The following is a 19,494-nucleotide window of genomic DNA, read 5'->3' on the forward strand; positions in this document are numbered from 1 at the left end:
TTCTTTTTAAAACAATTAAACATTCTATAATAAAATCTTGATTTCGTAGTTATGATATCAACATTTATTAATCATTAGATAAAAAATATGCTAATCAACAAAAAATTTGGATTTTACTTTTCGGTAATTTTCATTTTTATCATTCTAAGTTATTTGTTCAAGTTTTCAAATTCTGAGAATACACTTTTTCTCACAAAACCAGTTAGTTTACTTTTAGAATTTGCAACAAACTCCACTTCTACTTTTACAAAAGAAGATGGATTTTATTTTCAAAAATTCCACATCTATATTGATAAATCTTGTGCTGGTTTTCATTTATGGATGAATTCTTTTTTAATTTTCTCTTTTTTAATTATTTCAAAAATCAATAAGAATCTTTGGTTATTTCTTTCACTTTTTTTGAGTTTAATCTTTAGTTATTCGATTACTATTATCATAAATTTCTTTAGGATTTATAGCAACCTTATTTTGAAAGAATTAAACTTTCAAATAATGGAAACTTATCCAAATATTACACATCAAGCTATTGGTTATACTACAACAATTACATTTTTAATCCTGATCTATTATTTCACAAATAAAATTTTAAACAAAAAAATCTATGAAAAACTTTCTTAATCCAAAATGGATGTTGATTATAAGTACTCTTCCTGTACTAATTCTTGCAATTATATGCTACAATCAATTTGAATTAATCACGCCATATCTAGATGAAAAAGCAAAAGAAAACTGGAATTATCTTTTCATTTTTCTTGGATCCGTAAGTATTATTGCATTAGTACATTCGATTTTTTTAATAACAAAAAAGAAATTAATATCACTAAAATTTACGATAATTCATTTTATCACTTTTGCTGCTTTTTTTATTTTTTTTATAAAAAACATGAGTAGTTATAGTTCTTGGAGAGTTCCAAGATGGCTTACAAATACGGATAATATTTTTCAATATGTAGGAACTTTTATTATTCCAACATTGATTTATTTAATGATTTGCGGGATAAAAATTCTGACACCAGAACACAAAAAACACAATGCATTAGTAAATATGGGTATAGCAGTTGCAATTCCGATTAGCTGGTATATTGTAGTAAATGTGATTTCTAGTTTCTGGAAATTTAGAAGTAATGAAATTATTGAAAATATAGGAATTTTACTTTTTGTGATTAGTGTCATTGCGTTTTTCTTTTTTCTTTTCAGATTCTTTTATATCGTTACTAGAAAAAGAGCTAATTCTAAAAAAAGTAATAAATATCAGCAACATATTAATTTCTGTATTGGTTTTATACTTCCGCTTTTAGGTCTATTAATCTATGCTTATTCTTTTGAAGGAAATTTACAATTTATCGGAAAGTTCGATAATTTTTGGATATATTTTTTTACAATTGTCAATGGAATAGTTCTAACAATCCGATCAACTTCGAATCCAAAAATTAATATTTTATTATTTTTTATTAAATCTATTTGCTTCACTTTTTCTTTATACTTTTTTGTAATCTTTTTACCATTAATTCCATTTTCATTAATTGCAATTATTTTTCTAGGAGTAGGAATTCTAATGTTAGCTCCTATTTTTCTTTTTATTATTCAAGTTAAAGAACTAAGAACAGATTTCGACAATCTTTCAAAACAATTTTCTAGTAATAAATTAATAACCTTAATGATTGTTGGTTTTCTAATAATTCCGATTGGAATTACCATAAAATCTATCAAAGACAGAAATACAATTATGAATACGTTAGATTATATCTACAATCCAAATTATTTTGTCACTAAAGATATTAATACAGAATCGCTAGAAAAAGTCATCAAAAGCATTCGTCATAATAAACAAAAAAGAGATCAATTATTTGAAAATGAGCTTCCTTTTATTTCTAACTACTACAATTGGATTGTTTTAGATAATTTGACACTTTCTGAAGATAAATTAAACGAAATTGAAAGTATATTTTTTGGAAAGGAATATAAAAAACCTATAGTAGATTTTGTTAAAGAAAAAGATGTTATAATAAAAGATTTAAAGCATAAAAGTGTTTTTGATTCGAAAAATAAAGTATGGATTTCTACTATCGATTTGGAGGTTTTGAATAATTTAGATCGAGGTTTTAGAGAATATAGCACTATTTTGAATCTACCAGAAGGAGCTTGGATTAATGATTATTATTTATATGTTGGTGATAAAAAAGAAAAAGGAATTTTGGCCGAAAAAAAAGCTGCAAAATGGATTTATTCAAGTATCAAAAATGTAAATCGAGATCCAGGAATTCTTTTCTATACAACAGGAAATACCATTTCTTTTAGAGTTTTTCCTTTTGCAAATAAAGAATTAAGAAAAACTGGATTTGAAATTATTCATAAAGAACCATTTTTGTTTAAAATAGATGATCGAAAAGTACAATTAGGAGAAAAAAATAATTCTTCTGCTTTTTATGAGAACGATGATTTTGTTTTCTTGACTTCTAAAGAAAAAGATAATTTACTAAAAATAAAACGAAAAGGATATTTTCATTTTCTTATAGATACTTCAAAAAATTTAGATCGTTTTACTCTTGAAAATCGAATGGAAGAACTACAGAAAAAGCATCCAGAATTCTTTAAAAATGCTAAAATTACATTTGTAAATCGAGTACAAAAGACAGTTTCATATGATGAAAACTGGAAAATTGAATATGAAATTTTCAAAAAAGAAGGTGGTTTTTATTTAGATCGAGCAATTCGAGAAAATCTAGTAAAATCTTACATGAATAATGAGAAGACTTTTCCGATTTTTATCACAATTACTGATGAATTTGATGAAGCAATTTTAAATAAAGATTTCGCTGATTTAAAATTCACTTTTCCTGAAAACCCTTTCTTTTATAATCTAATAGAAAATGGAAATTTAGAAACGCATTCACTGATCAAGAAACCTAGAAACACAATAGATTCTCATGAATTCAACAAAAATTTTGAATCTGTTTTGGAATACGAAATTAACCTTACTAAATCACGATTTTTAGCGAATAATTCAGGATCGGAATTAGTTCTAAAAAATGAACTTTTTAATATTCCTGAAGATTTAATTCAAGAAAATTCAGCAATTACAGGGTTATATATGGATGCGAAAAATCGTTCATTTTTATTATATCCAAATACTTTAGAAAATGACTGGAAAAAACAAGTAAAATATAGTTTTCAATCTAGAATTATGAATCGTTTTACTTCTTATATAGTTGTAGAAAATGAATCTCAGAAAAAAGCTTTATTGAAAAAACAAGAAGAAATTCTTTCAGGTAAAAACACTCTAGATGCTGGAGAAGAAGCGCAAAGAATGAGTGAGCCAAGTATGTATATTGTGTTGATTTTGTTTTTAATAATTATTTATAGAAAAAAGATTAAACATTTTTTACGTAAAGTTTCAATTCAAAATCAATAATCAATGGAAGTATTATTTCATTTTATATTTCAACTATTTAAGATTTCAATTCAAGCATCTATTTATGCGTATTTACTGATTCTGATTATAGTTTTTATAGGAAAATTCAAGAATAATCAAAAGATTCAAAAACTGAAAAAGAATAAGAAGAAATATTGGTTTGTTTTTGGATTTATAATTTCACAATGTTTATTACTTTTCTCTTTTACTTATTGGGGAAATCATGGATTAGGTGATGGACCAATAATTCCGATTGGTCATTGGAAAAAAATAGAAAATACAAATTGGGAAGATGTCGGTTATTTAAACAATATTAGATCCAGTGATAATCATGACATTCATACTACAAGATTTTTAGTTCAAAATGGTAAATTGTGTGGAAATCTTGAAGATTGGTTTTATAAATATAAAAACAAATATTTCATTTTAGATTTAAGCTCCTCAGAAATGCTGGAGTTTAAATCTGAAAATGATTACAACAAATATGCTATGAAAAATAATTTACCAAAGTCTGAAAACTTACTTTCTTTTTCTAAAAACTACAGAAATTATTGGGGAGGTTTTAGGTTTTGGTTATTACCTTAAATAATGAAAAAGAAGATGATTCTGTTATTAATGTTTTTGTATTCTCTTTTAAAGAATTATTAAAATACATTTTTTCATTTTTTGGTTTTAAATTAACAGCCTAATTTTTATCTAAAAATGATTTAATCGTAATTTTATTTACAAATCATTTTAAAATGGAAACAAAAAATCTTTTCAACTTAGAAGGAAAAACTGCTATAATAACTGGAGGTGCAAACGGTATTGGGAAAGGTGCTTGTGAAATATTAGCACAGCATGGCGCCAATGTTATTATAGCAGATTTAAATATAAATGATGCAAAAAATACTGCTGAAGAAATTAATAATTCTTTTGGAAAAAATTTAGCAATAGCGACAGAGTGTAATGTCTTAAAAGATGAAGATTTAGTGAATTTGGTTAATCTTGCCAAATCAGAATTTGGACGTGTAGACATTTTAGTCAATAACGCTGGAGGTGGCGGAGCTGGTAGAGAAAATCCATTTAAAATTTCTGTAGATGATTTCGCTAGAGTTTTTCAATTAAATGTTTTTAGTTCTTGGAGACTTTCTCAGCTGTGTGCTCAAGAAATGAAAAAAAATGCTTATGGATCGATTATTAATATTTCGTCGATGAGTTCTATCAATAAAAGTCCAAATATCAGTGCTTACGCTAGTTCTAAAGCAGCAATTAATCATATGACAGCTAATTTAGCTTTTGATTATGGACCATTTGGGATTCGTGTGAATGCAATAGGTCCTGGAGCTACAAAAACGCATGCACTTTCAACAGTTCTTACTCCTGAAATTGAAGAAAAAATGTTGAAAGGCACGCCAATTAAAAGATTGGGTGAAGTTTCGGATATAGCTGGAGCTATTTTATATTTTGCTTCGCCAATTTCTGAATGGGTAAGCGGGCAAATTCTTTTTGTAAATGGTGGTGGTGTACAGACTTTGGATTGATATGAAATTACATAGTGATTTTTTTTCTACTAAATCTACCATCTCCACAATCTGAATGAACAACTTCTATTGTCTTGCCATGAATATTTAATTTATTTAAAAATAATTCTTCGTATTCATCCCAAGGAATGTTAAGTCTATTCCCTCTACATCTTTTTGCCAATAAAACAATATAATTTTCTGTAGAAAAAATAAAACTTCCAGATTTTGGAATCGTTGTTTGTAATACAAATTCACTTGGTATTTCAGGTTCTCCTACAGATCTATGAATATATTCTTTAGAAAATTCTTTAAACTTTAAAAAAGCAGTCTTTGCATCTTTTTCTGTTTTATATTTAATTAGAAAAACTTCGAGATCAGCTTCTTTTATTTTTTTCCAGTTTTTATATTTTTTGTTTCCAAAACCTTTAATTTCAATTACATTTTTATTAAAAAATAAGTCTACAAAATTAGATTTATACTCCTTTTTTGGATAAAAATTAAATTCTGAAGCAGCTGAATTATTTAAAAAAACATTAAATTCTTGAACTAATTTTTCTATATTTTTTTTATTCTTTAAAATAATATTTGAAGAAATTTCTTTTTCGTTTATCCCTAAAACCTGTTTATTTTCTGAATTAAACCAAAAGTTTGTTATATATATTAATAATAGAATTATAATTCTCATGCAATTTGTTTTAAATATTTTACCATTTCATTTAAATTTTCAAAAGCTTCCTTTTGTCTGTAATCTTTAAAAATTACAAGATTTAGTATTTCAGTTAAAAGATTCATTTGATTTCTACATACAATTTAAAATAATTGAACAATATTATGAACTTTTTTCCATTAAAAATGGAAAGAAAATCGATTTTACAATAAATTAAAATGCAAGGCTTTAGTTGAGCATTTTTGATATTTAAATAAAAAAATGATTCTTTTAAATTATCTATTTAAATTGAAGTGAGATAATAAGATTTAAACATAAAAAAGACCGAATAATCGGTCTTTTCTTATTTTGTACATCCTAGTTTTTTGAATAATTCTTCTGGAATTTCATATTCTTTTTCTTCGGGTAATTTCGGGAAGTGTCTAGAATATTTCTTTTTTAGTTCTCCGAGTTTGTGAGCTAAAGGAGTTACATCTTCCACAGAAATAATATATTCGGATACATATTTTTTAATAACTTCTCCACGAATTCCAATCTGAATTGCTTGTCGATCCAGTCTTTTTCCAATAATATCTCTTTCCGGATCCCACTGATGAATTACATCTGAATTGTCCAACTGTTTTTTCCATGTATCTTCAGAAGGATAAATCTCAGAATCCCAATGTGTAATTATAGATTGTTCTAAAATTTCTAAAAAGGCTTCATGTGTAATTTTAATTCTAGCAATTGCTTGCATTCTGTTTTTAGTTGCATATTTCGATCTTCTCAAAATCCAACCAAAAGAAGGTTTAATCCAAGTAATTCTATCCAAACCAAAACCTTTTCCAAACGTTTGTAACTCTACGGCTACTTTCACAATTTCAGGTTTAAATGCTTGATAAAGATAAACACCTTCATCATCATAGTCTGCATAAATTAATTTTTTCATTTTAATAATTTTATTTGCGAGCTAATATATAGAAATTTTCAAAAATTAAAACACTTAAAAAGAATCATTTAAGTTATTGCTATCTTATCTAATTTTTAACTTTAAGTAAATTATCCACCTCAACTAACTTTTCTGAAGACCAATCAAAAATTTGATGTTGTTTTATTTTTGTTTTAGAATCTTTTTCAAAACTAAGTTCTAAACTATGAGAAACACTTCTTAAACCTTCAACATAAAGTTTTGAGTTCACATCACTCCTACTTAATTCCAATTCTTTTTGTTTGAATAAATCTTGGAATTTTATCAGAACTTTTCTCTCAGTTATTATAAGTTCATCGATATAATTTTTGTTTTTAGAATAAATCGCTAACAACATTAAACCAATAAATAAAACTATAGCTATTACAAATAGAATCAAGGAATTTTTGGCTATTCCAAATAGAAATATTATAAGAGGAACTAACATCCTCTCAAAGATTCTTCTTTTTAAACTTAATTTTTGTTCGGACTTAAATTCAAATAGTACTTTTTCTTTTTCAGACATTTTAAACGAAATAATTTTGCACAATATTAGTATTTATTTAAACATAAAAGAGACTTCAAAAGAATATTTACTCACCAATCTTTATTTCTGTTATTTACATTTCCTTAATAATTATTTTACATATCAACATAAAACTCGGTATTAATTTTGATAAAACAGCAACTCAAACACTTAATAAATTCGTATATATGAAAAAACTATTACTACTAATTTTTCTTTTAAATTTTAGTTTCATTTTTTCTCAAAATTCTGTGGAAGAAATTTTATATAAAGCTGACAGTATTTTTGATAATGGAAATTATTTGAAAGCTATTGAACTCATAGAAAAAGAAAAAGACTCCTCACCTATTTTTATAAAGAAAATTGCAGATATTTATTATAATTCAAAAAATAAGAATAAAGCACTGGACTATTATTTGAAGTACAATGAAAAAGAACCAAGTCTAAAAACCAAACTGAAAATTGCAAAAATTTACAATTCTGTTGGAAGAAAATTAAAAGCTTTGGACACTTATGAAGCTATCATCAAAGAAGATTCATTGAATATTACCGCAAAATATCAATTGAGTCTGATTTATTTAAAGTTTAAAAATTATGACAAAGCTTATGAATATCTTTTGAATCTTACAAATCAGGATTCTATCAATCCTATGTATCCTTATTTGACAGGAACAATTCTTGAAAAACTACTACATATTCCGCAATCTCATAGAATGTATAAAGAAGCTTTTCAAAGAGATCCGATGCATTTTAAAACTTTGAAAGCCTTACAACGTTCATACTCTTCAATGAAAATTCCAGATTCTAGTAATATTTTTCTTGATAAAGCTTTAGAGATTTCGCCAAGTGACAAAAAATTAAATGAAAAGAAAATAAAACGTCTTTATATAGCTAAAGAATATAATACTGCTTTTGAATATTTGAAAAAATACGATGCCATTTATCCTAAAGAATATTTTAGTTTTCTTATTAAAGGAATGATTTATACTAAACAAAAAAAGTGGGATGAAGCTGAAAAAAGTTATTTAAAGGCAATCTTTGGAGATCCAGAAAATCATAAAACTTATACTTATGTTGCAGAAATGTATCGAGAAAAAGGAGATTCGGACAAAGCAGCTCAATATTATTTTCAAGCAATTGCTGTTGGACAACCAAAATTAGATGAAGAGCATTTCCAGCTTGCGATGCTATTTAAAGAAGATCAAAAATATAAGAAAGCTTTAAAACATATCCATATTGCATTGAAACAAAATGGAGGAAATTACAAAGCTTTGTTTCAACAAGCACATCTTTATGATATTCTAAAAAAAGAAGATAAAGATGTTTTGGAGCTTTATGAAACTTATGTCCGAAGATATGAATATAAGAATAAGCAATCTACGGAATTTGCTCTGGGAAGAATCAGTAGCTTGAAAAAGAAAATATTTATGAAATAAAACGAACCTTAATCAAATAAAATGAAAAAATTAAAATATTTACTTATCCTATTTCTTTGTTTTTCTATAAATTCTTTTAGTCAAAACAAGGAAGAATATTTAATTTCTATTGGAAAAAAAGAAAGTATTTATTCTGAAATTTTAAAAGAAAATAGAGATTTCTATGTCCAACTTCCACAGAATTACGATATGTCTAAAAAATATCCTGTGGTTTATATTTTAGATGGTGAAATGATTTTACCAACTGTTGTAGATGTGCATCAATATTATAGCGGTGGATTTTTCCCAGAGATGATTTTGGTTGGAATCTCTAATCAGGAAAATAGAGTTCGAGATTTGACTATTTCTAAAGTTGAAAAATTATATGGAATGCCTTTAGCGGATGAAAGTGGTAAAGCACTTGTTTTTGCAGATTTTCTTGAAAAAGAATTAATTCCACATATTGAAAACAAATATGCTGCAACAAATTATAGAACTTTAATCGGACATTCGTATGGTGGATTGTTTACTTTAAACACTTTACTTCACAAACCTCATCTTTTCGAAAATTATATTGCAATTGACCCAAGTTTGGATTGGGATAATCAAAAATTAGTAAAAGATTTCAAGCAAAATAAAAAGAATTTAAATCTTGAAGAAAAATCTGTTTTTATTTCTCTTGGAGGGCAGTTACATATGCAAAATTCAAATATCACTATTGATAATGTGATGGAAGATAAATCTGAAATGACAATTTTTGCAAGATCAAATATTCAATTGAAAGAGATTTTGGAGCAAAACTGTCCTAAAATGAATTTGGATTGGAAATTTTATAAAAGAGATTTACATGGAACTATTCCTTTTCCATCGATTATGGATGGAATGATTGCAAATTTCGAATGGTATCAAATGGAAAATACAGATAAATTCAATTCTTTTGAAACATCTACAAAAGAACTGAAAAAAATCATTGAACATAGAGCTAAGAAATTAAAATCTCATTTTAAATATGATGTTGCTCCTTACCCAGAAGATTTGTTGAATGCTTTGGGATATATGAGTATGGATGTTGGCCAAAATATGAAATCGAAAATGTATTTTGAATATGCAATTCAGTTTTATCCTGAAAGTCCGAATGTCTATGATTCTTATGCAGAATATTATGAGAGAAATAATAATTTCAAAAAAGCGCTTGAATATGTAAAGAAAGCTTATGAACTAAGTAATTCTGATTATCACAAAAAAAGAATTGCACACTTTGAAGAAAAATTAAAAACCAATTAATTGAATTCAAAATTAAATACTTAATTTCGTATGAAATATTAAAAAATAAAATTATGAGAACTTTTAAAACCTTTAAAATGTAATCTGGTGTGTCCAAAGAATTCGGCAATGATATTATTAATTAAAAAATTTAAAAAATGAATAAAATATTCTTTACATCAGACAACCACTTTGGACATAAAAACATCTTGAAATTTTCTAACCGACCTTTTGATTCTGTTCAAGAAATGGATGAATATATGATTCAAAAATGGAATGAAAAAGTTGGAGAAAATGACGAAGTTTATCATCTTGGAGACGTTGGTTTTTACTCTTCAGGGAAAATGAGAAAAATCTTAGAAAGATTAAATGGTAAAATTTATTTAATCAAAGGAAATCATGAAAAATCTGCAGAAGCTTGCCATACAAGATTTGAGTGGATCAAAGATTATCATGAACTTGTTGTAAAAGATGATGAATTTGAACGCGGAGAACAATTAGTTATTTTGTTTCATTATGCCATGAAAGAATGGAATTGTTCGCATTGGGGAAGTTATCATTTATATGGTCATTCTCATGGAACTTTACAAGAAGATGAAACTTCTCTTTCTTTCGATATTGGTGTAGATTGTCATGGTTTTGCTCCTCTTTCTTATGAAGAAGTGAAACAGATTATGAAACAAAAAAATTGGAAACCACCTTTCGAAAACACAAATCGATAATGAACTCAATAAAAAAACAGGATCTTTTCGGATCCTGTTTCTATTTTATTACATTTCAGAAATAATTTTATCTTTTAATTTTCCTTTCTTTTTAAGCTTCATAATTTTTTCAATCTTTTTCTTTTTACCAATTAAAGATTTATTCGTTTCATAATATTGAATCAAAGCATCAAATCCAGCAAGATTACCATTAATTTCATCCTCATATTTCTTAGTCTCAATAGCATATTTTGTCCACCCTCCTAAAAATGCCATCAATAAATCCGGAGAATCAGCAGCATTTAAATTAAAAGTATTTACAGAAATAATAACATCTGGACTCCCTTGTACCCAATCAAAAAGAAATTTATACACTTTTGCCCTTTTTTCTTTTTCTTGATTCAGTGGAGTGTTAATGTACCAATCAACTGCTTTTACAACATTTGGCTTATATTTTTCATAATCTGCTCTTGTTTCAAGTTTATAATTCTCAGGCACCGTAAAATCTTGCGCAAACATTTGAATTGTAACCCCTAGAAAAAGGAAAATAGTTAATTTGAAGTTCTTCATTTTTGTTAATTTAATTTTATAGTTAGCAATTTTCATTAAAGGTTAAATGAAAAATGTGATTCCTGTAAAAATATAAAAAAACGAAAAGGTAAATTTAAAAATCTGACAAATATATTTTTGAAATGTATAGTGTATTTTTCAAAAAGTATTTTTGTTGTTTTAGTATAAGTTCACTAGTTTGAAAATCTTATTATAAATAGATTTATTTAAAACGAATCAAAGAACCAAATAAAGCAAAACGAAAGCAATTGAAATAAGAATAAAAAACCATTTCAATTGTGTCATAAAAGAAGATTTATTGACTTTAGATTTCGTATAATTCGGGTGATTTTTTAAGAAGTAAAGAATATTAATATTTTCGGAATAATCAAAAATCATAGCGAGAATTGGAAAAAGAAAAATCATTTTGTTTATAGTGATATCAGGTTTCCAACATCCAATTTTTAAATACGAAAAAATGAAAAGCGCAGCATAAAGAAGCGGGAAAATCATATCTAAATATTTTATGGAATTTTGATATAATTTTCGCCCTTCTCCTTTTAATTCATTCAGATAATTCACAACATCTAAATAAGAATATTTTAACCGAGCATCTAATATTGGTTTAGAACTAAACTTTGCTCTTTTCCAAGTTGAAAGCAAAAACAAAATAGCCATTATAAAATTTATAACTAAAAGAATTAACCAAACTAAATGTATTTGCTCGCAAATCAACATAAATATTTTATTTAAATCGTTTTAAATCTGTTTTATCAAAACTCCATTCTGGAGTATATAATCTATTTGCATGTTCTAGAGAATACCACGGACTTCTCTTCGGATTTTCTAAGTTTTGTAAAATTTGTGTTTCTTGTGCTGGCATATAACTTTGAGCCAACATAAATAATTTTTCTTTCGTTTTAGGATTTATAGCAACATCTACAACTATAATTGCATGTCCAGGAAATCCTCCTTGAATAAAAACATCACCAATTTTTAAATCTTTTACAGAAACACTTTTCAATTCTTTTGAAAGCGAAGCAGTTCCGGCATAGGTAAAAACTTGCTCCATATATTTCCAAAAATTTTCATAAGTATTGGAAGGCTTCGCAGATTTTTTCCACCAAGTTTTATTTCCCTTGATTCCAATTCTATTTCCTTCCATCCATTTTGAATAATCTACACGAAAACCATTAGTGAAATTAAAATGAATAGAATCATACTTCTTTTGATTCCATAAATATTCTGCTCTCAATCGCATCACAGCGTCTGCACATTGATGTAAATCTTTCTTTCCAATTTTTAAATCTACTACAGCATGATAAACATCTTTATTCCATTTGTTGTCACTATTATAATATTTTACAATGGCTCCATGTGGTTTCAACGGTAGATTTTGAAGATAATCTCCAAAAGAATTTTTCTGAACTTTTATTCTTTCAAAACCTTCTGGAGTTTCAAATCTTGTCTTAAGTGTTTTTCCTTCTGGATTGATGATACTTTTTTTATTCTCAATTTTATTTTGTATCAGCAGTTCCTTTTCTTGACTTTTAGCTTCTTTGCAAGAAAGGAAAACTAATGAAAAAGATACTGCTAAAAATTTAATTATTTTCATGCTTTTTTTATTGCTTTAATCGAATACATCATCGGAATTTTATCTCCGAATTTTTCTATTCTATATTTATTTGGTTCAAATTCGACAGTGTGACGAAAACAGTCATAATGTGAATAATTAAATTCTTCAAAAGATTTAAGTTCTAAATCATTTTGAAGCAAACTACTTAAAACTACATCGATTCCATGATTCCACATCACATATTCAGCGTCTAAATCTGCATTTTTATCTGCGTAAGTTCCCTCATAACTTTCGATAATTGCTTCTTTGCTTGAATAAGGATAATTAACTCCTTTAAAGTCATCATCAAACATCCAAACTACTGGATGAAATTCTACAAAAACAAATTCGCCATTTGGTTTTAAAAAATGAGAAATAACTTTCGCCCATTTATCCAAATCTGGCAGCCAACCAATTGTTCCATAACTTGTATAAATAATATCGAATTTTTCATCTAAATGATTTGGTAAATCATAAACATCACAGCAAATAAAACGAACTTCTGTATTTGTTTGTTTTGCTAAATCTTTTCCAGCTTCAATTGCTTTATCTGATAAATCAATCGCAGTAACTTCTGCCCCCATTCTAGCCAAAGAAATTGAATCTTGACCAAAATGACATTGAAGATGTAAGATTTTTTTTCCTTTTACATTTCCTAATAAATCAAGCTCTGTTTGATTCAAAGAACTTTTGCCTTTTAAAAAAGAAGGAACATCATAGAATTCAGATTTTAAATGAAATTTCGTTTTCTGATTCCAAGAGTTTTTATTTATTTCTAGATAATTTTCTTCCTTGTTCATTATTTGATTTTTATAAAATTATAATAGCTTGTACTATCTATTTCATACAATAGTTTAGGATATTTTTTCTGTAAATCTTTTATTTTCGACTTGTCTTTTAAATCCTCATATTTTAAGTTATATATTTTTTCAGAATATGAATCTCTAAAATCTAAATAAATATTATGTAAAAATAAACTTAAATCAATAAAATCTTGATATTTAGAATCTTCTGAAATATAAAAAGATATAAAAGTTTTGGTTGGGTAATTTTCTATTTCGTTTTTCAAAGTTTTCTCTAATGTTTTTTTAGTAATTAAAGTATCATTTAAATAGAGTTGATTATTTGAAAATTTAATTTTAAAATGATGATCTTCTCTATAAGGCAATGGAGGGCGTGGAATAGAAGGTCCTACTTTTTCAGCTAATTCAAAATTATATAGACTTGAATAAACATTTTTTAACCCCATCGATACCTTTTTTACTTTATCATATTTACTTGACTCCAAAAAATAATTAAAAAAATGAGTTTCATAAGTTTTAAGAATCTTTTTAAGGTAGTTTAAATCTTTAATTTTAATATTTTTATCTGCAATGATATTAAAATTAAAAAATGGGAACTCTAATAATTCATCATTTGAATAATAATTATTTAAAAATTCTTTAAAATCAGCACTTAATTTCATTGTAGTATCTTTAAAACTTACAACCAAATCATCGTCTTTCTTTCCTAAATATATTAATTTTCTAAAATCATGACTTTTAAAATTTACTTCTTTAGTATCACCAGTTGGTAAGTTTATCTGAATCTGCTTATCCTTTAAATTATCGAATACAAAATTAGTTGACTTTTGTTTTTCAAAAACGGAGATCAAAGTATCTTTTACAAAAAGAGAATAGAGATTGTTTTGTTCTTTTATATCAAAATTAGAAGTTTCATTTAATTCATTTTTAAGCTCAAAACTATTTCCATTTTGGGTGTAAGTGAAATAATTATATGGTGAATAATTATAATCAATAAATTTTCCATGATCAAATTTAATTAGTGTTGGATACTTATTTTCTTTTCCAATTTCCCCAAAATAAAATCCATCCATTTTTACTTTTTTTGTACAACTTATCAAAGTAGTTAAAAGTAAAAAGAGAATTAGTACTTGTGTCTTTTTCATAATTTTTATTGTTTTTCGTAAATATAGAAATCTATCGTTTAAATATCAAAAATAGCTTAAACTTTAAGCAAGCAGTATAAAACAACAGAAGATAAATCAAGATTTTATATTACTAAAAAACCTTATTTAGAATGATTACAATTAATTAACATTGGAAATAATTTTTTAACAGAAAATTTTACTATTCTTGAATAATAAAAAATACAAAATATGAAAAACAACATTTTATTAAACATTACCTTATTATTATTATCATTTTTTTCCTTTTCTCAAGAATACAAAAACAACGACTCCTCTCCTATTATATATGGAGAATTTAATTTTGGAGGAGCTGGTGTCATAGGTGGAAATGGAGGATTTATGTTTGGTTTAAGTACAAATTACCAACATAACAAAGATTTATTTACACTTAGATACAATCATTTTTCTGAATACGATTTTCATAGTAATTATATTGATGCTGGTCTAATAGTTCTTCCTTATGCTTATGTTGATCAAAAGAGTTACTACAATGAAGTTGGATTGTTATACGGAAAAAGATGGATTTCGAAAGGTACTTCTTTTAGTCTTTCTTTAGGTCCTTCTTTAAATTTTCAATCTGATAAAATTCGTCCTCAAAATGGGAAAGAATATTGGGAAAATAATTCTTATGTAGGACTAGGTTATGAAGCGAATATCAAATTTTTTAAAGGAAAAAAAAGAAGATTTAGAGCACCTTATGGCTTGATTCCTTTCGGGAAAAAAACATCTTTTGGAAGAAGTCTTGGTTTTAAATTTATCGGAAATATTTCAAAAAATAGTTATTTCGGTATTGGAGTAAATTATGGATTTGGTATTCACCGAAAATATAATGTAGAAAGCAAATAACAATTAAGAGCCTGTTTAAAATTGCATCAAAAAGTTTAAACAGGCTCTTTGTAATAGAAGATTTGAAAAATTAACTATCTTTAAGGGTATGCGCTTCAAAATTCTTTACTAAATTTGCGCTCTAAATAAAAAATAATGAGATTACACAGAAATTTAGTTTTTACAGTTATAGATTCATTAGATCTTATTTTCAATGAAGGATATTATGCAGACCAAGTTGTATCAAAAGCGTTGAAAAAAGATAAAAGATGGGGAGCTAGAGATAGACATTTTGTTGCAGAAACAATTTATGAAATTGTTCGTTGGAAAAGACTTTATAATGAAATTGCAGGAACTAAAAATCATTATACTCGTGAAAATCTATGGAAAGTATTTTCGGTTTGGTGTGTATTAAATGAAGTGCAATTACCGGATTGGAAATATTTTGAAGATACTCCTGTAAGAAGAATTAGAGGAAGATATGATGAGTTTAAGAAAAATAGAGCAATCCGTGAGTCTATTCCAGAGTGGATGGATAAAGTAGCTGTTGAAGAACTTGGTGAAGAGCGTTGGGAAAGAGAAATTAGAGCTTTAAACAAACAAGCACCAGTAGTATTAAGAACAAATACTTTAAAAACTAATAAATTATTTTTACAAAAAGATTTAGATAGCATTGACATCAAAACTAAAACGCTTGCAGATTATCCTCAAGCTTTAGAATTAGTTGAGCGTAAGAATGTATTTATGACTGAAATTTTCAAAAAAGGTCATTTTGAAGTTCAGGATGCTTCTTCTCAATTAGTTGCAGACTTTTTAGATGTAAAACCAGGAATGCGTATTGTAGATACTTGTGCAGGAGCTGGAGGTAAAACTTTACATTTAGCTGCTTTGGCTGAAAATAAAGGTCAAATTATTGCAATGGATATTTATAAGCATAAACTAGCAGAACTTAAAAAGCGTGCTAAAAGAAGTGGTGCTCATAATATCGAAACTCGTGTAATTGATTCTACAAAAGTAATTAAGAAACTAAAAGGAAAAGCAGATAGAGTTTTAATTGATGCTCCTTGTAGTGGTTTTGGTGTTTTCAAAAGAAATCCAGATAGTAAGTGGAAATTAGAAGAAAGCTTTTTAGATAGAATTCGTGAAACTCAAGCAGAAATTTTAGATAGATACTCTCAAATGGTAAAACCAGGAGGAAAAATGGTTTATGCTACTTGTTCTATCTTACCTTCTGAAAATGAGAAGCAAGTTGAAAAATTCTTAAGTAATCATCCAGAGTTTAAATTTGTAAAAGATAGAAAAGTATCTGCTACAGAAGGATACGATGGTTTCTACATGGCATTATTAGAAAGAGTTGAATAGTCTATTTATGTAGATTTCACACAAAATATTTAAAAAAAAAGCATAATATTAATTTATTATGCTTTTTTTTTGATAATAACACTTTATTTTAACAAAACAACCTTACTATATTCATAATAAATTAAAGTATTTTTATATATTTAACATAAAATGAAATTATTTTTTTTTGAATTCACAATATTACTTCTATTTTTGCTACATATTCAATTAACATAATTACAACCCTAATGAAAAAAATATTACTATTATCATTCTTAGGTGTAAATGCTTTGTTCGCACAAGCTCCTGATGGATACTATGATAGTGCAACTGCAACAGGATTTACTCTTAAAACACAATTAAAGACAATTATTACAAACGGACATTCTGCTCAAGGTTATGGTGACTTATACAGTGCTTATGCTGAAGGAGATGCTGATAACTATTATGAAAATGATGGTAGTGTTTTAGATATGTATTCTGAAAATCCTAACGGAGAGGATCCATATAACTTTGCTCATTACACTGACAAATGTGGAAACTATCAGAATGAAGGAGATTGTTATAATAGAGAGCATTTATTTCCTCAAGGTATCTTTGGATCTGCAAGTCCTATGAAATCTGACTTTCACCATGTTGTGCCTTCAGACGGAAAAGTTAATGGAATCAGAGGAAGTTACCCTTTCGGAGAAGTTGATAATCCATCAGTTACTACAGATAATGGTTCTAAAAGAGGAGCCAATTCTACTTTAGGTTATTCTGGAACTGTATTTGAGCCAATCGATGAGTTTAAAGGAGATATCGCAAGATGTATGTTATATTTTGCTACAAGATATGAGAGCCAAATTCCTAACTGGAATCACGCAATGTTAGATGGATCTTCTGACCAAGTTTATGAAGATTGGTTTATCGAAATTTTATTAAACTGGCACAATCAAGATCCTGTAAACCAAAGAGAGATTGTTAGAAATAATGCTGGATACGAATTCCAAGGAAATAGAAATCCATTTATTGATCACCCAGAATATGTAAATATGATTTGGGGAGACGGTGTAGGTTTTGAAGCTCCATCAAATGTTACAATTTCAAATATCACGCACACAACTGCTGATGTAACATGGGATTATACAAATGATGAAGTTACTATTGCAAACTACCAAGTTTATGTAGATGGAACTTTAATTCTTAATACTACAGAAACTAATGTTGATTTAATTAACTTAACAGAAGGTACAGATTATACAGTTTATATTACTGCTACAGATACAGAAGATAATGTTTCTGCTCCAAGTCAGTTAAAAACTTTTACTACTACCACAGATGCTATTACTTTAATTGATGAAGATTTTAGTAACTGTGACAATATTGCTTTTACAGCATATGATGAAGCTAGTGATAAGAGCTGGTTCTGTACTGATAACAACCAATACCAAATGAATGGTTACCAAGAAGATGTTTTATCTAAAGATTGGTTAATCACTTCAGAAAAAATTAATTTTGATACATATTCTGATGAAAAATTAAGCTTATTCATCAAATATAAGTACGGAAATTCTCCTTTAGAATTAGTTTATTCTTCTGATTACCCTGGAGGTGGAAACCCAGCAAACTACACTTGGACTGCTGTTCCTAATATCACTTTACCTATTTACAATGGTTCAGATTATATCGAGCAAACTTTCGAAGATGTAGACGTTAGTGGAATTACTGGAGAAAATTACATTGCTTTCAAATATTACTCAAATGGTTCTCCTACTCTATGGATCATTGATGATTTCAAAATCATGGCTTCAGGTGATGATTTAAGTACAGGAGATGATTTAAAACAATCAATCTTCAATGTATACCCTAACCCAAGTAACGGAAACTTCAACATTACTTTAAAAGAAATTTCTAAAGCTAATGTACAGGTTTTCTCAATTAGAGGTTCATTAATCAAAGATTTTGAAACTAAAGAAAATAACTTCCAAATCACTAACTTAAGAAGCGGAATTTATATTTTAAAAATCTCTTCAGATAACAAAACAGAAACTAAAAAGATTATTGTTCAATAATTCTTTCTAGTTCATAGATATCAAAAGGTAACAATTAATTTTGTTGCCTTTTTTGTTTTTTGGTTCAACAATAAAATCAACTTTTAAGCAATCATTATCATTTAATATAAGGTATTTACTGTTTGTCAAGTTCCCCTCTTGAGAGGGGTTAGGGGTGTGTTTTAAAATAATAAAATTCTATAGCTGGTACGAGTTCATAACTCATGACCACACAAATACTAAATACAATAGACACACTTAACAAAAATGCACCAGATTTCAATTAAAAATTAGGAAAGCTTGTCACTCTTCATTTAAAATTACTTTCTGGAGCTTCCTTTGCAAAAGCAAAGTCGGGCTTTACGTTTCAAGTTTTCATTTTTCTAAAAAGTTTTTCTAAAAGAAATACGTGGGCTTCTTAGGTCGCCTCCACTTTCTAAGAAAAAACAAATTTTAGAAAAAAGAAAAGCTTTACTCTTCAATCCCTAAGCCAATAAAATAACCACAAAAAAAATCCCAACCATTACAGTTGGGATTTTTAATATCTCTAAGAGCCTGTTTCAAATTGTATCAGAATTTTAAACAGGTTCTATAGAAAGAATTCTTATCTTCTAATCAAACTAAAGTGTCCTTTCTTTGTATAACGTCTTGTCGTTACAGTTCCATCTTCTGATACTCCTACAGACTTCACGATGTCTAATGAGAACCAGTAATCTGATGACGGTAA

18 protein-coding genes are annotated in these 19,494 nt (G+C 27.0%); 10 read left to right on the forward strand and 8 right to left on the reverse strand.

All coding sequences use genetic code 11. The features are described from left to right. Nucleotides 1–87: 87 nt before the first annotated feature. The 4 genes from xrtK (at nt 88) to I0K12_RS06935 (ending at nt 4,935) form a co-directional block, all read left to right on the forward strand. Nucleotides 88–618 carry an exosortase K gene (xrtK, locus tag I0K12_RS06920; protein ID WP_196886483.1) on the forward strand — a complete coding sequence of 177 codons (531 nt, stop codon included), beginning with the start codon at nt 88–90 and terminating at the stop codon, nt 616–618. Beyond that, nucleotides 602–3,412, forward strand: a complete 2,811-nt coding sequence (locus tag I0K12_RS06925; RefSeq protein WP_196886486.1) for an MSEP-CTERM sorting domain-containing protein — start codon at nt 602–604, stop codon at nt 3,410–3,412. The genes xrtK and I0K12_RS06925 overlap by 17 nt, the downstream gene beginning before the upstream one ends. A 3-nt stretch (nt 3,413–3,415) precedes the next feature. Beyond that, a complete protein-coding gene (locus I0K12_RS06930; protein ID WP_196886488.1) occupies nt 3,416–3,997 on the forward strand; it encodes a hypothetical protein in 582 nt (193 codons plus the stop codon). 155 nt (nt 3,998–4,152) lie between these two features. Beyond that, entirely contained in the window at nt 4,153–4,935 is a 783-nt protein-coding gene (locus tag I0K12_RS06935; protein WP_196886490.1) for a glucose 1-dehydrogenase, read from the forward strand. Between the two features lie 7 nt (nt 4,936–4,942). Here the strand turns inward: I0K12_RS06935 and I0K12_RS06940 are convergent, their stop codons facing one another. The 3 genes from I0K12_RS06940 to I0K12_RS06950 all read right to left on the reverse strand — a co-directional run bounded on the left by I0K12_RS06940 (nt 4,943) and on the right by I0K12_RS06950 (nt 7,056). Next, nucleotides 4,943–5,602 (reverse strand): hypothetical protein, encoded by a 660-nt coding sequence (locus I0K12_RS06940; protein ID WP_196886492.1) that lies wholly within the window; start codon nt 5,600–5,602, stop codon nt 4,943–4,945. A gap of 325 nt (nt 5,603–5,927) precedes the next feature. Continuing rightward, nucleotides 5,928–6,512: a DUF4291 family protein gene (locus I0K12_RS06945; protein WP_196886494.1), complete on the reverse strand. Its 585-nt coding sequence runs from the start codon at nt 6,510–6,512 to the stop codon at nt 5,928–5,930. A gap of 88 nt (nt 6,513–6,600) precedes the next feature. Then, nucleotides 6,601–7,056, reverse strand: a complete 456-nt coding sequence (locus I0K12_RS06950; RefSeq protein WP_196886496.1) for a hypothetical protein — start codon at nt 7,054–7,056, stop codon at nt 6,601–6,603. Nucleotides 7,057–7,244: 188 nt separating this feature from the next. On the opposite strand from I0K12_RS06950, the gene I0K12_RS06955 reads away from it, so the two are divergent. From I0K12_RS06955 to I0K12_RS06965, 3 genes are all read left to right on the forward strand, one after another. Next, nucleotides 7,245–8,492, forward strand: a complete 1,248-nt coding sequence (locus I0K12_RS06955) for a tetratricopeptide repeat protein (RefSeq protein WP_196886498.1) — start codon at nt 7,245–7,247, stop codon at nt 8,490–8,492. A gap of 21 nt (nt 8,493–8,513) precedes the next feature. Beyond that, the gene (locus I0K12_RS06960; protein ID WP_196886500.1) at nt 8,514–9,755 is read left to right on the forward strand and encodes an alpha/beta hydrolase-fold protein; all 1,242 of its coding nucleotides are present in this window, start codon (nt 8,514–8,516) and stop codon (nt 9,753–9,755) included. 137 nt (nt 9,756–9,892) lie between these two features. Continuing rightward, nucleotides 9,893–10,456 carry a metallophosphoesterase gene (locus I0K12_RS06965; protein ID WP_196886502.1) on the forward strand — a complete coding sequence of 188 codons (564 nt, stop codon included), beginning with the start codon at nt 9,893–9,895 and terminating at the stop codon, nt 10,454–10,456. A 48-nt stretch (nt 10,457–10,504) separates the two neighbouring features. On the opposite strand, the gene I0K12_RS06970 is transcribed toward I0K12_RS06965, so the two are convergent. The 5 genes from I0K12_RS06970 to I0K12_RS06990 form a co-directional block, all read right to left on the reverse strand. Next, nucleotides 10,505–11,005, reverse strand: a complete 501-nt coding sequence (locus I0K12_RS06970) for a hypothetical protein (RefSeq protein WP_196886504.1) — start codon at nt 11,003–11,005, stop codon at nt 10,505–10,507. 216 nt (nt 11,006–11,221) lie between these two features. Beyond that, a complete protein-coding gene (locus I0K12_RS06975; protein WP_196886506.1) occupies nt 11,222–11,662 on the reverse strand; it encodes a hypothetical protein in 441 nt (146 codons plus the stop codon). Between the two features lie 67 nt (nt 11,663–11,729). Continuing rightward, nucleotides 11,730–12,599, reverse strand: a complete 870-nt coding sequence (locus I0K12_RS06980) for a DUF4846 domain-containing protein (RefSeq protein WP_196886508.1) — start codon at nt 12,597–12,599, stop codon at nt 11,730–11,732. Then, a complete protein-coding gene (locus I0K12_RS06985) occupies nt 12,596–13,399 on the reverse strand; it encodes a class I SAM-dependent methyltransferase (protein ID WP_196886510.1) in 804 nt (267 codons plus the stop codon). Before I0K12_RS06985 ends, I0K12_RS06980 begins: the two co-directional genes overlap by 4 nt. After that, nucleotides 13,399–14,547 carry a hypothetical protein gene (locus I0K12_RS06990; RefSeq protein ID WP_196886512.1) on the reverse strand — a complete coding sequence of 383 codons (1,149 nt, stop codon included), beginning with the start codon at nt 14,545–14,547 and terminating at the stop codon, nt 13,399–13,401. The genes I0K12_RS06985 and I0K12_RS06990 overlap by 1 nt, the downstream gene beginning before the upstream one ends. A gap of 210 nt (nt 14,548–14,757) precedes the next feature. On the opposite strand from I0K12_RS06990, the gene I0K12_RS06995 reads away from it, so the two are divergent. The 3 genes from I0K12_RS06995 to I0K12_RS07005 all read left to right on the forward strand — a co-directional run bounded on the left by I0K12_RS06995 (nt 14,758) and on the right by I0K12_RS07005 (nt 18,788). Further along, nucleotides 14,758–15,414, forward strand: a complete 657-nt coding sequence (locus I0K12_RS06995; protein WP_196886520.1) for a hypothetical protein — start codon at nt 14,758–14,760, stop codon at nt 15,412–15,414. A 135-nt stretch (nt 15,415–15,549) separates the two neighbouring features. Next, nucleotides 15,550–16,755, forward strand: coding sequence for an RsmB/NOP family class I SAM-dependent RNA methyltransferase (locus I0K12_RS07000; protein ID WP_196886522.1), 1,206 nt, complete (start codon nt 15,550–15,552; stop codon nt 16,753–16,755). A 227-nt stretch (nt 16,756–16,982) separates the two neighbouring features. After that, nucleotides 16,983–18,788: an endonuclease gene (locus I0K12_RS07005; RefSeq protein WP_196886531.1), complete on the forward strand. Its 1,806-nt coding sequence runs from the start codon at nt 16,983–16,985 to the stop codon at nt 18,786–18,788. Nucleotides 18,789–19,494 lie beyond the last annotated feature (706 nt).

It is taken from the genome of Aureivirga sp. CE67 (genome assembly GCF_015767245.1).
Taxonomy (GTDB): Bacteria; Bacteroidota; Bacteroidia; order Flavobacteriales; family Flavobacteriaceae; genus Aureivirga.

Coding starts and splice junctions, on each gene's coding strand:
- I0K12_RS06975 (WP_196886506.1), bottom strand. CDS start 11,662: ATGGCTATTTTGTTTTTGCTTTCAACTTGGAAAAGAGCAAAGTTTAGT.
- I0K12_RS06925 (WP_196886486.1), top strand. CDS start 602: ATGAAAAACTTTCTTAATCCAAAATGGATGTTGATTATAAGTACTCTT.
- I0K12_RS06945 (WP_196886494.1), bottom strand. CDS start 6,512: ATGAAAAAATTAATTTATGCAGACTATGATGATGAAGGTGTTTATCTT.
- I0K12_RS06955 (WP_196886498.1), top strand. CDS start 7,245: ATGAAAAAACTATTACTACTAATTTTTCTTTTAAATTTTAGTTTCATT.
- I0K12_RS06950 (WP_196886496.1), bottom strand. CDS start 7,056: ATGTCTGAAAAAGAAAAAGTACTATTTGAATTTAAGTCCGAACAAAAA.
- I0K12_RS06935 (WP_196886490.1), top strand. CDS start 4,153: ATGGAAACAAAAAATCTTTTCAACTTAGAAGGAAAAACTGCTATAATA.
- I0K12_RS06965 (WP_196886502.1), top strand. CDS start 9,893: ATGAATAAAATATTCTTTACATCAGACAACCACTTTGGACATAAAAAC.
- I0K12_RS07005 (WP_196886531.1), top strand. CDS start 16,983: ATGAAAAAAATATTACTATTATCATTCTTAGGTGTAAATGCTTTGTTC.
- xrtK (WP_196886483.1), top strand. CDS start 88: ATGCTAATCAACAAAAAATTTGGATTTTACTTTTCGGTAATTTTCATT.
- I0K12_RS06930 (WP_196886488.1), top strand. CDS start 3,416: ATGGAAGTATTATTTCATTTTATATTTCAACTATTTAAGATTTCAATT.
- I0K12_RS07000 (WP_196886522.1), top strand. CDS start 15,550: ATGAGATTACACAGAAATTTAGTTTTTACAGTTATAGATTCATTAGAT.
- I0K12_RS06970 (WP_196886504.1), bottom strand. CDS start 11,005: ATGAAGAACTTCAAATTAACTATTTTCCTTTTTCTAGGGGTTACAATT.
- I0K12_RS06960 (WP_196886500.1), top strand. CDS start 8,514: ATGAAAAAATTAAAATATTTACTTATCCTATTTCTTTGTTTTTCTATA.
- I0K12_RS06990 (WP_196886512.1), bottom strand. CDS start 14,547: ATGAAAAAGACACAAGTACTAATTCTCTTTTTACTTTTAACTACTTTG.
- I0K12_RS06940 (WP_196886492.1), bottom strand. CDS start 5,602: ATGAGAATTATAATTCTATTATTAATATATATAACAAACTTTTGGTTT.
- I0K12_RS06995 (WP_196886520.1), top strand. CDS start 14,758: ATGAAAAACAACATTTTATTAAACATTACCTTATTATTATTATCATTT.
- I0K12_RS06980 (WP_196886508.1), bottom strand. CDS start 12,599: ATGAAAATAATTAAATTTTTAGCAGTATCTTTTTCATTAGTTTTCCTT.
- I0K12_RS06985 (WP_196886510.1), bottom strand. CDS start 13,399: ATGAACAAGGAAGAAAATTATCTAGAAATAAATAAAAACTCTTGGAAT.